The organism is Flavobacterium profundi (assembly GCF_006491645.1).
GTDB classification, from domain to species: domain Bacteria; phylum Bacteroidota; class Bacteroidia; order Flavobacteriales; family Flavobacteriaceae; genus Flavobacterium; species Flavobacterium profundi.
The window spans coordinates 60,202-73,696 of the sequence record NZ_VDCZ01000016.1; the positions used below are offsets into that span (position 1 = coordinate 60,202).

Here is a 13,495-nt window from a genome sequence, read left to right on the forward strand (position 1 = left end):
ATATAAGTAAAGTGCTTTTATGCTATAATTGTAGAGAAAAATTAAATCTTTCTATTATTTTGTCTTTGTTTAAAAAGAAATAGATTTTCTTGGTTAATAGTACCATTATAATCTACAACATTATTCATAAATAAGAGTTGGATAATCTCTTTAAAATTTTTGTCAATCAACAAGGTAGATTCAATAGTAACCTCATTTTTTGGAAACACTATTTTTACAAAATCATCATCTAGATAAGAGATGGTATTGTTGTTGTTAATTTCGATATAAATCAATTCTGTTTTAGTGTCTAGTTTAAAAAGAGACAATTCACTTCCCATTTTTCTTTTGTCAAAATCAAACACACTTTTTTTATCGGCTAATACTTTACCTTTTTTAAAATCGATATCTTGTGAATACATAGTAATGCTTAGTAAAAGCATCGTTAACAATAGCACGTAATTTTTTTTCATGGGTTAATAGGGGTTAATATCCTTTTTTTCGGAGTGCAAAATTAATCCATTTAATTGAAATAAAACAATTGATTTTTAGTACTATAAGAAGTTTTTTGCTTTTTAAATTAGCAATATAATAGTCTACAAATTGTAAGTGTATCGATACAGTAGCGATATGTGTTTTATGTTGTGTAAAATGTTTTATTTTGGTTAATTTATTATTAATTTAAAAAAAATGCAGCACGTTAGTTTTAGAAATTAATGGAAACCACAGATTCTCATTTGAATTTAAATTATATTTGAAACGAATCTCTTTGGAGTTCCTTTACCTATACCAATTAATAGTTCTAGAAATGCATAACGAATACACATTTAGAAAAGCTCAAATCAGTGACATTCCTGAAATATGGATTATACTTCAAAAAGCCATTCAAAGAAGAAAGGAAGAAGGTAGTAAGCAATGGCAGGACGGTTATCCCAATCCTGAGGTTATCCAAAATGATATTGAAAAAGAAATCGGGTTTGTGTTAACCGACAATCAAAAAATCATAGGTTATACAGCTGTTTTAATTAATGACGAACCTGAATATGCTAGAATAGAAGGGAAGTGGGTTACCGATGAAGATTTTGTGGTGTTTCATCGTGTGGCCATTTCAGAAGACTATTTAGGTAAAGGTTTGGCCAAAATAATGATAGGTTATATTGAAGATTATGCTTTACAGAACAAGGTTTATAGTGTAAAAGCCGATACCAACTTTGATAACCATGCTATGATGGCTATTTTTGATCGCTTAGGTTATGTATATTGTGGGGAAGTGTATTTTAGAGGAAGTGCTCGAAGAGCTTATGAGAAAGTTTTAGATTTAAAAGTATAAATAATGAAAAAAATCCTAAGTTATGTAGTGTTTCTTTTGCTACTAATTTCCTGTCACAATCATGAGAGAAAGCATACTGTTTCAACTAGAGGGGAAAAGTTATTTTCAGACAGTATTGCTAATGAAAATGAATTTGTTGCCGATTGGTTATCTTATTATAAAGCGCTTGATACTAGTTTTTCTTTCACTAAATTTAAGTTGATTAAAAAGGATACGTTGCATAAAATAAAAGGAACAGTTTTAGGGAGTTTTGATCCAAAATTTGATACAATTTATTCTCGTTTTTTAAGATATGACAAGTCAAGAACAAAATACATTGATTTTGATAGTTATAATTGGGCTTTAGATGAAAATAATATAATAACAGAGATTGATCAGGAGATAGATTTAGTAAACCTTGAAGATAAAAGTGTTGAAAGAATTGCTTTTAGAGGACCTTTACAATGGGTAGAAGAAGCATATTGGAAAAATAATAGTACTGTGTTTCTATTAGAAAATACAACAGAAAATAAACCTGTAATTACTGAAATAGATCTTGTAATGAATCAAGTTTATGTTTATGAATATCATTCTTCTTTACAATTTAAATCGGAATATTTTAAAAACCGACTTGCGAAACTAGGTTTCTATTTTTAATATTATGAAGCAAATGCAACAATTGGATAATAATAGATTAAATGAAACAATTTCTTGGTGGGAAAAGAAGAGAATTGTATTTAATATAATTATTGGCTTCTTTGGAATACTTGCTTTAATCATAATTCAACCATCTTGTTTTGGTTGGTGTGATTGTATAGGTATACTTTTGTGGGGGATTATGGCGAATATTCTATTTTCTCTTGGCATTCTTTTAGAAATAGCAAATCAATATTATTTTAAATCAAAATATAATGTGTATCAATTTAGAAATTTCTTCTATGTTATTGGTACACTTGCTTATGCTTTTGTTACGTTCAGCTATCCTTTCCTTTACTATATTTATTTCAAAATAATGAATTTTTTATAGTCAACGTTAAGGTTCTCTTAAACCCTTTTTATAAAAAAGAAGGTTGTTGTAAATTTGTATATACAACTATTTAGAATGATGAATAATACAATGAAAATACAAATTTGGTCTGATATAATGTGTCCTTTTTGTTATATCGGTAAAAGAAGAATAGAAAGCGCTTTGGCTAATTTTCCCTATAAAGATAGCGTAAGTATTGAATGGAAAAGTTTTCAATTAGATCCCAATTTTAAAGCTTCAGAAGACGATAATGTGGTCAATCATTTAGCCAAAAAATATAGGAAAGATATCGCTTGGGCTGAAGAAATGACTGCAAATGTAACACAAACAGCTAAAAGTGCAGGATTGGATTTTAACTTTGATAAAGCCATTATGGCCAATTCTTTTAATGCGCATCGGTTATTGCATTTGGCAAAAAAATACAATCTAGGAGATGCTTTAAAAGAACAATTATTAAAAGCTTATTTTACAGATGGTAAAAATGTAAATGATTTGGATACATTAAGCGAATTGGGTGAAGCTGTTGGACTTTCGAAAGATGCAATCGAAAATGTGCTTCATTCGGATGCTTTTTCTGAAGCTGTAGAAAAGGATATCGACATGGCACAACAAATAGGAATACAAGGCGTACCTTTTTTTGTGTTTGATAATAAATATGCTATTTCTGGAGCGCAAGCAGAAGAAACTTTTTTGCAAGCTCTTGAAAAGACGTGGGAGGAAGGTAATTTTGAAAAAGAATTCATTTTGGATACAAATTCCAAAGATGCAAGTTGTGGTACTGACGGTTGTGATTGAAAAATAGTTTAATTGGTTAATTTAAAAAATCCAAATTTCATTTTAAAGCGAAATTTGGATTTTTTTTCTTTTAAACGATTTATTCTTCTTCTTTTTGTCCCATCATCATGAGATAACCTTTTAAGAATTTATCAATTTCTCCATTCATTACCGCATCAACATCGCTGGTTTCAACACCGGTACGCACATCTTTTACTAATTTATAAGGTTGCATCACATAGTTTCTAATTTGTGAACCCCATTCAATTTTCATTTTACTAGCTTCGATGTCGGCCCGTTGTGCTAATTGTTTTTTCAATTCAATTTCATACAACTGTGACTTTAACATTTGCAACGCACGTTGACGGTTATCGTGTTGTGAACGTGTTTCAGAACATTGAATCTGAATACCTGTAGGTTTGTGAACCAATTGTACTTTGGTCTCCACTTTATTCACATTTTGTCCACCCGCACCACTTGAACGAGCTGTTGTGATTTCGATATCTGCAGGGTTAATTTCAATTTCAATAGTGTCATCTACCAATGGATACACATAAACAGAAGCAAAAGAAGTGTGTCTTTTCGCATTACTGTCAAAAGGAGATATGCGCACTAAACGATGCACTCCGTTTTCACCTTTTAGATAGCCAAAAGCAAATTCTCCTTCAAATTCTAAGGTAACCGTTTTAATTCCGGCCACATCACCTTCTTGAAAGTTCAATTCTTTAATTTTATACCCTTGCTTTTCGCCCCACATTAAATACATACGCATTAACATAGAGGCCCAATCACAACTTTCTGTGCCACCCGCACCAGCCGTAATTTGCAAAACGGCACTCATGCTGTCTCCTTCGTCTGAAAGCATATTTCTAAACTCAATATCTTCAATATGAGTTATGGTTCTGTCGTACAATTCTTCTACTTCTTGTTCGGTTACTTCTCCTTCTTTAAAGAAGTCTAACATAATTTGAAGTTCTTCAGAAAATTCGACTGCTTTATTGTAATCGTCGACCCATTTCTTTTTGGAACGAATATCACGCACTACAATTTCAGCTTCTTTGGCATTGTTCCAAAAATCAGGAGCAAATGTCTTTTCTTCTTCGTTTGTTATTTCGATAAGTTTTCTATCGATGTCAAAGATACCTCCTTAACGCACCAAGGCGATCAATAATGTCTCTTACTTGTTCTGTATTTATCATAAATATTGTAGTTTTACAACACAAAAATAGAATATTCCTTTTGATTTATGGAAATAAATTTAATTAGTGATACAGTAACCAAACCCACGCAAGGGATGTTGGAAGCTATGTTTCAAGCTGAAGTGGGTGATGATGTTTTTAAACAAGACCCAACAGTCAACGAATTAGAGCGTTATACCGCACAACTTTTTGGTAAAGAAGCAGCCTTGTTTTTTCCTAGTGGAACCATGGCCAATCAAACAGCTATTCGATTACATACACGACCAGCAGATGAGGTTATTTGTGATAAATGGTCACACATTTTTTTATATGAAGGAGGAGGCGTTGCTGCAAACAGTGGTGTTTCTTGTCATTTAGTAGATGGTAATCGAGGTAAAATAACCGCAGATCAAGTGCGACAAGTTATAAATGATCCAGAATTTTATCATGCACCTACTACACAATTAGTGAGTATAGAAAACACAACAAATAAAGGTGGTGGCGCTTGTTACGAATTGGATGAATTACAAAAAATACGACAAGTTTGTAAGGAACACGGATTAAAATACCATTTGGATGGTGCAAGATTGTGGAATGCATTGGTTGCCAAAAATCAAAAACCTACCGATTTTGGTCAATTATTTGATACCATTTCAGTTTGTTTGTCCAAAGGCCTTGGTGCACCTGTTGGTTCGGTTTTAGTGGGGTCTTCTGAAGATATAAAAAAGGCGATACGCATTCGTAAGTTATTTGGTGGAAATATGCGTCAGGCTGGATATTTGGCAGCTGCAGGTTTATATGCTATGGAAAATAACATTTCTCGTTTGGCACAAGACCATCAGAGAGCTAGAGAATTAGGTCAGGTTTTAGCTTCTAAATCGTGGATTAAAGAAGTAGCACCTGTGGAAACCAATATTGTGATTTTTACTTTACAGTCTAAAGTAGATGAAAAAGTTTTCTTAGAAATGCTAAAACAAAAAAGTATTTTAATATCTTCAATGGGTCAAGGAAAATTGAGAATGGTTACCCATATGGATTACAGAGGCGTTATGCATGACTTTGTTATAGATGTGTTAAGTAGGATGGAATTTTAACGACGGTTTCAAAAGGAATCTTCTTACAAAATGCATTTTATCGATAAAAAATGTCATTTCAACGGTAATTTTAACACTTTTTCCATGGTGATTTCATTTTTTTGAATTACTTTTATAATGAGTTTCAATCTAATATTAATTTTAACCTACTAAATTATGCCTAGAATGATATATGATTACACAAAAAGTGTACTTGAAAAAGTAAGTTTTGATCTAGATCTTTTCATGAAAGAACTTAAAAAGGCAATTAAAAAATTATTGCCTTATGAAGTGGAACATTTACGAAATTGGTTAGTTTATTTTACTGCTCAACACCCTCAACTTAGGCCAAGTTTAGAATTAGTTACTGAAGCCGCGTAATTTTTGTTCACAATTTACACTATTAATGGTATTACTTAATTTATAAATGCGTTATAATTAGGTTCAAAAGCGAAGAGCCACAACTCAATAGTTGTGGCTCTTTGTTATTATAAATTCAATAATTTTAAAGAGTAAAATTAATCCTAAGAAAAGCATTCATGTGTCATTAGATGTTTTAGATATTTCAAAATATTGTATATTTCAACTTGATAATAAAAAGTAATCAAAATCTAATAGATTTTATAAAATGAAAGTAGTAAACACAATTATTCTTTTTTTTATTTCTACTTTGTTGTATTCGCAAGGAGATTTAAAAGAATTGCTTAGCTATATAGAAACGAATCAAAAGCAATTATCAAATTTTGAAAGTTATAAGAAAAATAGTGATAGTGTTGTTTATTGTAATCAGTTTGATTTTTTAGATTTTACCTATAAAAAATCAAAAAACTAAAATGAGGAAAATTTGTATAGTACTAGTTTTGTTTCTTTTTACAGCATGTAATAGAGAACTTTATTTTAGATCAGATATGTATAATAATATGTATCCAGTTAAAAAGTATGTAAATGAAATTACTTCTACATATGATTTAAAAGATATTAATATTAAGTTTGAAGATAAAATTCATTTTGATGTATTACAATTTTATAATTTATATCAAAAAAGGTGTCCTGGATTCGCCCAAACATGTAATAGATCCATTACTTTATACAGTGAATCAATTCCAGAATATACTTTTTTAAATTATAAAGATTATATGAGTGTTTATTATTTAAATGAGGATCAAGCTTATGTTATTGATAATGAAGGATATGAATTCTTTTTGGAACAATATAATCAAAAAGCAGATGTTAAAATAAATTTAGAAGCTCAATACTATATTTTAAAAAGTAAGTGTATAGATATTTCAAAAAATATTAGGCAATTTAATTTAAAAGATGTAGATGTGTATATATTTTCAATAGATTGTGATGTATTTAATTATTTTTTTCCAAATTCAGCGGCAATATATCCCTATTCTGAAGATGGAAGAATAAAAATATGTTTATTTCAAGAATTTAAAAGTTAATGTATTCTTCCGAATAAATTTAGTAAAATATAATTTTGTTAATTATAATTTATAGTTGTTATATTTATTTTAAGACTGAATGGTTTTATTTCAATCGAATCAATTAAATATTTACAATTAAGTTATTTTAAATTTTACCTTTTAATAATATGGAAAATAGCACCATCCAATCGGCAATAGATTTCCAAAATTTTATAACGAATAATTTGACCTATCCAGTTATTTCAAAAATGTCATTTATTGATTATAAAAAATTTGTATTTAAGTTATTTGAAGATTTAAATTATTTAAGAAATCAAGGATTGAAAAGAGATGATATTAGCAATTTTGTAAATACTCACTATAGTAGAATTACAGAATTTTCAGATGATGCTGATATTTTATTTGAAAGAAGATTTTCGGGTATAACCGAAGAATTAATAGGTTTTTGCTCAGATCCTATATTTTGGTATTCAGATTTTAGTATCTACAAAAGAAAATGGGAAAGAGTTTTATAAAGTGGTTGGTATGAGAAAATTTAGCTTTTATGGATATACAATATTATTTTAATTTTTTATACAGTTTTCTTGGGTCTAAACATTAAATATATTCCTGCTAATGTAAAAGGAATGCTCTAACATTGATCCGTAGAAAATGCTGAAAATATTTGAACTAAATTAATAAAACACCACTTTACGCTGGTTTGTATCATCCAAGTTTTAACCTCTTTTAGTATATCATAAAAAAATAACCCACTTTGAGATGAAGTGGGTTATTTGTATATAAATTGAGTAAATTAACTAAACCATTTTCTTAGGTCTAAACATAAAATACAATCCTGCAATAATAAAAGGAATACTCAACCATTGTCCTGTAGATAATGCTGCAAAAATAGGATAGTTTTCAAAACCACCTTGACTTTCTTTTACATATTCAACAAAAAAGCGAACCGTCCATAAGAGTAATAAAAAGGTTCCAAAAAGCAACCCTGCTTTGTTTCTGGCATCGGTTTTCCAATACATATAAAATAAAATAGCAAACACAAGTACATAACCCATTGCTTCATACAATTGTGCTGGATAACGATAAGGAAAACTCGCTAAAAAATCAGCATATTGAGGGTCATGTGCCAGTGCATTATACGCTTCGTTAGCATTGTTTATTTGTGTTTTAGCCATAACCGCTCTTTCTCCTAAAGGACCATTATATTCTTCTCCACGAATGAATTTCATAGCCATAAAACTATCTTCCGTTGTTGGTTTTCCAATAATTTCAGAATTAAAGAAATTACCTAAACGTACAAAAATTGCACCACTTGCTACAGGAATAACAATACGATCTAAAATCCAAAGCATCGGTTTGTGGACTACTTTTGTACTGTAATAAAACATCACAATAATAATTGCTATAGCAGCACCATGACTCGCTAATCCTGCAAAACCTGTAAAGTGTAAACTGGGTTTGGTACTTATGGGTAACAAGATACTTAAAGGATCTTCATGAAACAATTCCGATTGGTAAAAAATAACATGTCCTAATCGTGCTCCTAAAAGAGTAGCAACAACCGTATAAATAAAAAGTTTGTCTAGTTTTTCAATAGAAATGCCTTCACGGTTGTAAATATTTTTCATGATATACCAACCTAAGCCAAAAGCAACTACAAACATTAAACTGTAATATCGAACCATAAAAAATCCTAAATCGATACCTTCTGATGGATTCCAAACGATATTTAATGCGTAATTCATAAGAGAAAATTTATTTGTTTTGTGAGGTAAAAATAAGATTATTATTGGTAATAGAAGTTAAAATAAAATAAAATTCTCATAAACTACTATAAACCATTTCTTACAGAACTCTTGAGTTTTCAAAAATCTTAGGGAACGGGATCATAACCACTTTTTCCCCAAGGATGACAGCTTAAAATACGTTTTGTAGCAAGCCAACCGCCTTTAAATAAGCCATGTTTTTGTAAAGCTTCTACCGTATAATGCGAACAAGTGGGTTGAAATCTACATGCAGCTGGTGTGTAAGGAGAAATGGCTACTTGGTAAAACCTAACCAAGAAGACAAATGGAAAAATGAGTATTTTTTTTAGTAATTTAATTGTGTTGCGTTTAAGAATGTTTAATAAAGTTTAAAATGGTTTAAGGTTGTTTAAAATAGTTTAAGGTTGTTTAAGAGTAAATATAAAAACATACTATATACAACCTACAACAAAAAACAGACAACTAAATAGTAAACCCGGTTCCTTCTTTACCATCTTTCAGCTGAATACCTAATCCGGCTAAACGGTCTCTAATTTCATCAGATAAGGCCCAGTTTTTATTAGCTCTTGCTTCGTTTCTCATTTCAATAAGCATTTCAATAACACCTTCTAGTTTAGTAATATTCGAGTTATTGCCTGAACCTTCTAGGTTTATTCCTAAAATATCGGATAAAAATACGTGTAAGGTTTCTTGTAACGTAGTAATGTCTTCGCTGCTTAGTGTTTCTTTTTTATCATTTACCAAATTAATATAACGGATTCCTTCAAATAATTGTGCAATTAAGACAGGGGTGTTAAAATCATCATTCATAGCATCATAACAACTTTGTTTCCAGCTGGCAATAGCTAAACTGGATGACGCACTAACCGGTAAAGATTGGATTAATTTATAGGCTTCAATCAAACGATTATACCCTTTTTCGCTGGCTAACATGGCTTCGTTAGAAATATCTAAAACGCTTCTATAATGTGCTTGCAAGAAACAAAAACGAATAATATTCGGTTCAAATTTCTTTTCAAAAAACGTATTATTTCCTTCTACTAAATCCATTGGTAACACATAATTACCAGTTGATTTACTCATACGAAGACCGTTCATCGTTAGCATATTTGTATGCATCCATGTTTTTACAGGAGCATGGCCAAAACAACCTTTCGCTTGAGCGACTTCACATTCATGATGTGGGAATTTTAAATCCATTCCACCACCGTGTATATCAAAAGTCTCGCCTAAATATTTAGTACTCATTGCTGTACACTCTAAATGCCAGCCTGGAAAACCTGCTCCCCATGGAGAATTCCAACGCATAATATGGGCAGGTGAAGCCTTTTTCCACAAAGCGAAATCTTGCGGATTTTTCTTTTCTGTTTGTCCATCTAAATCACGCGTATTGGCAAAAAGTTCGTCGATGTTACGGTTACTTAATTCCCCATAATTTAGACCTTTTTTATTGTATGCTTGAACATCAAAATACACAGAACCATTACTTTCATATGCCAAACCTTCTTCAATTAATTTTTGAGTCAATTCTATTTGCTCTAGTATATGTCCAGTAGCAGTTGGTTCAATAGTAGGAGGTAAGAAGTTGAAAGTGTCTAAAACTTTATGAAAATCAACGGTATATTTTTGTACAATTTCCATGGGTTCCAACTTCTCTAAACGAGATTGCTTCACAAAACGATCATTATCCACATCACCATCGTCGGTTAAATGACCCGCATCGGTAATATTTCTAACATAACGCACTTTGTAATCTAAGTGTTGTAAATACCTGAAAATTACATCAAAACTCATAAAAGTTCGCACATTACCTAAGTGCACATTACTGTAAACCGTTGGTCCACAAACATACATTCCAATATTTCCTTCATGTATAGGTGTAAAAACTTCTTTCTCTCCAGTTAAGGTATTGTATATTTTTAATGTTTGACTTTTATAACGTTCCATGTTTTTGTATTCCTTTATATAATTTGTTTTTTTTTGAAGCTATTCCTGCTATGCATTTCAATTTTTTGCCATATATTCTTTTTTATTCCTCATAAAAAGAGCTTCTATAGTCGCTTTTTTATTCGAATAAAAATAAGAATTCATGTTGCAAAAATATTTTCATTGCTATCAGGGCTATTTTAAAATGCGTTTGTTTGTTTATTTGTGTTTTTAGAAAAGAAGATTAAAATTGAGTGTCTAGTTTAATATAATCTAAAAACTCTCTTCTAGTTTTTTCTTCTTTAAATTTTCCTCCAAATTCAGCTGTTACTGTGCTACTTTCAATATCTCTAATTCCTCTAGAATTTACACATAAGTGTTTTGCATCGATTACACAGGCAACATCTTCCGTACCTAAAACTTTTTGTAATTCTTCCACAATTTGAATGTTCAAACGTTCTTGAACTTGAGGTCTTTTAGCAAAGTAATCTACAATTCGGTTCATTTTAGATAAACCTACAACAGTACCATTTGAAATATAAGCTACATGAGCTCTTCCTACAATTGGCAATAAATGGTGTTCGCAAGTAGAATATACAACAATGTTTTTTTCAACTAACATTTCGTTGTATTTGTATTTATTTTCAAAAGTTGAAGAACTAGGCTTTTTGTTCGGATGTAAACCGCCAAAAATTTCTTTAACAAACATTTTAGCCACTCTGTTAGGAGTTCCTTTTAAACTGTCGTCAGTTAAATCCATTCCTAATGTCGTTAAAATACTCTCTACATCTTTTTTTATTCTTTCAATTTTTTCATCGTCAGAAATATCAAAAGCATCTTTTCTTAATGGGGTAACTGCGCTAGTAGCGATATGATTATTTCCAATTTCTTCTTGGAATTCCTCGTTATGAATCATTAGTATAGTAATTTATATAATACTCTATTTTTAAGAAGTGCAAAGATAAAGCAATTATCATTAAAAAAAGACTTGATTGTTAAATATTAAGGAAAATATTAGCATAGAATTAATATTTTGTTAAATTTGTGACAACAACAATAAACCGCCAAATAAATTGCTATAACAATGAAAAAAATACTACCCTTTTTTATTTTAATTACAATTTTAACTTTTAATAATGTTTTTTCTCAAGCGACCCCTTATGTAGACGTCATTCCGCCAGTTGCAGTATGTAATTCTGGAGATTGTGTTGACTTATTGGCTGATTACCTTGAGACAGAGATTACTAATACTTACAGAGTAGAATCCATACCATATCTACCACCTGCAAGTTTTACACCTTTATCCGATTCTTTTGTTTTCGATAGTTCTCAAGATGATAGATGGTCTTCTACTTTTACCTTACCTTTTGATTTTTGTTTTTACGGGCAATATTACAATCAAGTTTTAGTAGGTTCAAATGGTTTAATAACATTTGATATTAGTGGAATAGTTCCTGGAGGTAGTGAAAACCCTGGAGGTTATTGTGAATGGAGTTATAATGAAAGTATAACAGATCCAAATTTTCCAATAAAAAGTTCAATATGTGGAGTATACCAAGATACTAATATTAATCAACCACCTGTATTAAATCCAGCTGTTCAAAATGTAAACTATAGAATTTTTGGAACGGCTCCTACAAGAAAATTTATTGTAAGTTATAATGAATTGCCTCAGTATTCTTGTAATGATGGAGTAGGTAGACAAACGAGTCAAATTGTAATTTATGAAACTTCAAATGTAATAGAGGTTTATGTGGCGAGAAGAACTCCTTGTTTAGGTTGGAATGGAGGTAGAGGTGTAATAGGAATCATTAATTCAGATGGTTCTTTAAATAGCCATCCTGCGAATAGAGATACTGGTACTTGGACTGCTACAAATGAAGCATGGCGTTTTGTCCCAGATGGAGGTGTAATCAATTCTCAAATTTCTTGGTTGGCAAATGGAACACTTATTCCAGGAAGTGTTGGGCAAAACCCAATTAATGTATGTCCTACTGTAAATACAGATTACACTGCTGTAATTTCATATACAGAATGTGATGCTACCATTAAAAGAATTTCTGAAACCATTACTATTGGTCCAGAAATTTTTCCTTTAATAGAGCCACAAGATATAACAATTTGTACTTCAGGACCACCACCATATACTTTTGATATTGATCAAGGAAATTATATAGAAGGAGGAACACAGTCTGGTAATTATGGTTATTCGTATTATAATTCGCAGAGTGATGCTCAAAATTTTATCTCTCCAATTGATCCGACTACTTTAAATACCTATCAGTCAAATGGTGGGGAAACAATTTGGGTAGCTGTAGAAGATTATATTGGAGGCTGTGTTTTTATAAGAAGTTTTGATTTATTAGCTATAGCAAGCCCATCAGGAGATATAACCTATAGTAGTCCGAATTATTGTTCTAATGACAGTAATTTATATACTCCTACAAATACAGCTCCTTCTGGAGGTCAATACATCGTTACGCCAGCTACAGGCTTATCAATTGATACTTCAACTGGTGAAATTAATCCTAGTTTAAGTACCGAAGGTTCTTATTCAATTGTTTATCACCTAGACGCAACAGCGACTTGTCCTGCTTATGATACACCTCCTTTTGATTTAGATATAATCAACTGTGATTGTAGTTTAGTTTTAACTTCAGCGGTAAACACAGATAATCAAGTAATTTGTATTTCAGATGCTATAACACCTATTGAATATACCGTTGGAGGTGTGGCTACAGGAGCTAATGTAACGGGATTACCTACTGGAGTTTCTGCTGTTTTCTCAGGTGGTGTTGTAACTATATCTGGAACGCCTACCGTTACAGGAACTTATAACTATAATGTAGAAACCGTTGGATGTAGTAGTAATTTAATTCTATCGGGAAGTATAACTATTAGTCCTGCTCCAACTTTAACAAGTGTAACAGGAAATGGTCCTATTTGTGAAGGAGAAGATGCGATATTTACTATTGTAGGAACACCAAATGCAACAGTAAGTTATTCATTAGATAGTGGAACAACCACTCAAAC

15 protein-coding genes and 1 pseudogene are annotated in these 13,495 nt (G+C 31.0%); 10 read left to right on the top strand and 6 right to left on the bottom strand.

What is annotated here, in order from left to right:
* Window positions 1-41: 41 nt before the first annotated feature.
* Window positions 42-452, bottom strand: coding sequence for a hypothetical protein (locus tag FHG05_RS16860; RefSeq protein WP_140999279.1), 411 nt, complete (start codon window positions 450-452; stop codon window positions 42-44).
* Window positions 453-787: 335 nt separating this feature from the next.
* Here FHG05_RS16860 and FHG05_RS16865 point away from each other — a divergent pair, with 335 nt between their 5' ends.
* The 4 genes from FHG05_RS16865 (at window position 788) to FHG05_RS16880 (ending at window position 3,110) form a co-directional block, all read left to right on the top strand.
* Window positions 788-1,309, top strand: a complete 522-nt coding sequence (locus FHG05_RS16865) for a GNAT family N-acetyltransferase (RefSeq protein WP_140999280.1) — start codon at window positions 788-790, stop codon at window positions 1,307-1,309.
* Between the two features lie 3 nt (window positions 1,310-1,312).
* Complete coding sequence (locus tag FHG05_RS16870; protein ID WP_140999281.1) at window positions 1,313-1,945, top strand: hypothetical protein; 633 nt, start codon at window positions 1,313-1,315, stop codon at window positions 1,943-1,945.
* 4 nt (window positions 1,946-1,949) lie between these two features.
* Window positions 1,950-2,315, top strand: coding sequence for a hypothetical protein (locus tag FHG05_RS16875; RefSeq protein ID WP_140999282.1), 366 nt, complete (start codon window positions 1,950-1,952; stop codon window positions 2,313-2,315).
* 75 nt (window positions 2,316-2,390) lie between these two features.
* Window positions 2,391-3,110, top strand: a complete 720-nt coding sequence (locus FHG05_RS16880; protein ID WP_235889689.1) for a DsbA family oxidoreductase — start codon at window positions 2,391-2,393, stop codon at window positions 3,108-3,110.
* A 79-nt stretch (window positions 3,111-3,189) separates the two neighbouring features.
* Here FHG05_RS16880 and prfB read toward each other — a convergent pair.
* Window positions 3,190-4,288 (bottom strand): peptide chain release factor 2 gene (prfB, locus tag FHG05_RS16885; RefSeq protein WP_140999283.1). Its coding sequence is split into 2 segments (ribosomal slippage): window positions 3,190-4,224 and window positions 4,226-4,288, totalling 1,098 coding nucleotides; the frame shifts between segments, so codons are not numbered across the junction.
* Between the two features lie 47 nt (window positions 4,289-4,335).
* Here prfB and FHG05_RS16890 point away from each other — a divergent pair.
* From FHG05_RS16890 to FHG05_RS16910, 5 genes are all read left to right on the top strand, one after another.
* Complete coding sequence (locus tag FHG05_RS16890; RefSeq protein WP_140999284.1) at window positions 4,336-5,361, top strand: threonine aldolase family protein; 1,026 nt, start codon at window positions 4,336-4,338, stop codon at window positions 5,359-5,361.
* A 156-nt stretch (window positions 5,362-5,517) separates the two neighbouring features.
* The gene (locus FHG05_RS16895) at window positions 5,518-5,721 is read left to right on the top strand and encodes a hypothetical protein (protein ID WP_140999285.1); all 204 of its coding nucleotides are present in this window, start codon (window positions 5,518-5,520) and stop codon (window positions 5,719-5,721) included.
* Between the two features lie 247 nt (window positions 5,722-5,968).
* On the top strand, window positions 5,969-6,172 hold the full coding sequence (locus FHG05_RS16900) for a hypothetical protein (RefSeq protein ID WP_140999286.1): 204 nt from the start codon (window positions 5,969-5,971) through the stop codon (window positions 6,170-6,172).
* 1 nt (window position 6,173) lies between these two features.
* Window positions 6,174-6,788, top strand: a complete 615-nt coding sequence (locus FHG05_RS16905) for a hypothetical protein (protein ID WP_140999287.1) — start codon at window positions 6,174-6,176, stop codon at window positions 6,786-6,788.
* A gap of 149 nt (window positions 6,789-6,937) precedes the next feature.
* Window positions 6,938-7,285 (top strand): hypothetical protein, encoded by a 348-nt coding sequence (locus FHG05_RS16910; RefSeq protein ID WP_140999288.1) that lies wholly within the window; start codon window positions 6,938-6,940, stop codon window positions 7,283-7,285.
* Between the two features lie 282 nt (window positions 7,286-7,567).
* On the opposite strand, the gene lgt is transcribed toward FHG05_RS16910, so the two are convergent.
* The 4 genes from lgt to folE all read right to left on the bottom strand — a co-directional run bounded on the left by lgt (window position 7,568) and on the right by folE (window position 11,378).
* Window positions 7,568-8,515, bottom strand: coding sequence for a prolipoprotein diacylglyceryl transferase (lgt, locus tag FHG05_RS16915; RefSeq protein ID WP_140999289.1), 948 nt, complete (start codon window positions 8,513-8,515; stop codon window positions 7,568-7,570).
* A 128-nt stretch (window positions 8,516-8,643) separates the two neighbouring features.
* Complete coding sequence (gene yidD, locus FHG05_RS16920) at window positions 8,644-8,874, bottom strand: membrane protein insertion efficiency factor YidD (RefSeq protein ID WP_140999290.1); 231 nt, start codon at window positions 8,872-8,874, stop codon at window positions 8,644-8,646.
* A 124-nt stretch (window positions 8,875-8,998) separates the two neighbouring features.
* Window positions 8,999-10,483 carry a cysteine--tRNA ligase gene (gene cysS / locus FHG05_RS16925; protein ID WP_140999291.1) on the bottom strand — a complete coding sequence of 495 codons (1,485 nt, stop codon included), beginning with the start codon at window positions 10,481-10,483 and terminating at the stop codon, window positions 8,999-9,001.
* A 223-nt stretch (window positions 10,484-10,706) separates the two neighbouring features.
* Window positions 10,707-11,378, bottom strand: a complete 672-nt coding sequence (gene folE / locus FHG05_RS16930) for a GTP cyclohydrolase I FolE (protein ID WP_140999292.1) — start codon at window positions 11,376-11,378, stop codon at window positions 10,707-10,709.
* Between the two features lie 168 nt (window positions 11,379-11,546).
* Here folE and FHG05_RS16935 point away from each other — a divergent pair.
* Window positions 11,547-13,495, top strand: a pseudogene (locus tag FHG05_RS16935) (hypothetical protein); the annotation flags it as partial.

Excerpts from the sequence above, each read along its gene's own strand:
- FHG05_RS16860 (WP_140999279.1), bottom strand. The coding sequence starts at position 452 with ATGAAAAAAAATTACGTGCTATTGTTAACGATGCTTTTACTAAGCATT.
- FHG05_RS16865 (WP_140999280.1), top strand. The coding sequence starts at position 788 with ATGCATAACGAATACACATTTAGAAAAGCTCAAATCAGTGACATTCCT.
- FHG05_RS16870 (WP_140999281.1), top strand. The coding sequence starts at position 1,313 with ATGAAAAAAATCCTAAGTTATGTAGTGTTTCTTTTGCTACTAATTTCC.
- FHG05_RS16875 (WP_140999282.1), top strand. The coding sequence starts at position 1,950 with ATGAAGCAAATGCAACAATTGGATAATAATAGATTAAATGAAACAATT.
- FHG05_RS16880 (WP_235889689.1), top strand. The coding sequence starts at position 2,391 with ATGATGAATAATACAATGAAAATACAAATTTGGTCTGATATAATGTGT.
- FHG05_RS16890 (WP_140999284.1), top strand. The coding sequence starts at position 4,336 with ATGGAAATAAATTTAATTAGTGATACAGTAACCAAACCCACGCAAGGG.
- FHG05_RS16895 (WP_140999285.1), top strand. The coding sequence starts at position 5,518 with ATGCCTAGAATGATATATGATTACACAAAAAGTGTACTTGAAAAAGTA.
- FHG05_RS16900 (WP_140999286.1), top strand. The coding sequence starts at position 5,969 with ATGAAAGTAGTAAACACAATTATTCTTTTTTTTATTTCTACTTTGTTG.
- FHG05_RS16905 (WP_140999287.1), top strand. The coding sequence starts at position 6,174 with ATGAGGAAAATTTGTATAGTACTAGTTTTGTTTCTTTTTACAGCATGT.
- FHG05_RS16910 (WP_140999288.1), top strand. The coding sequence starts at position 6,938 with ATGGAAAATAGCACCATCCAATCGGCAATAGATTTCCAAAATTTTATA.
- lgt (WP_140999289.1), bottom strand. The coding sequence starts at position 8,515 with ATGAATTACGCATTAAATATCGTTTGGAATCCATCAGAAGGTATCGAT.
- cysS (WP_140999291.1), bottom strand. The coding sequence starts at position 10,483 with ATGGAACGTTATAAAAGTCAAACATTAAAAATATACAATACCTTAACT.
- folE (WP_140999292.1), bottom strand. The coding sequence starts at position 11,378 with ATGATTCATAACGAGGAATTCCAAGAAGAAATTGGAAATAATCATATC.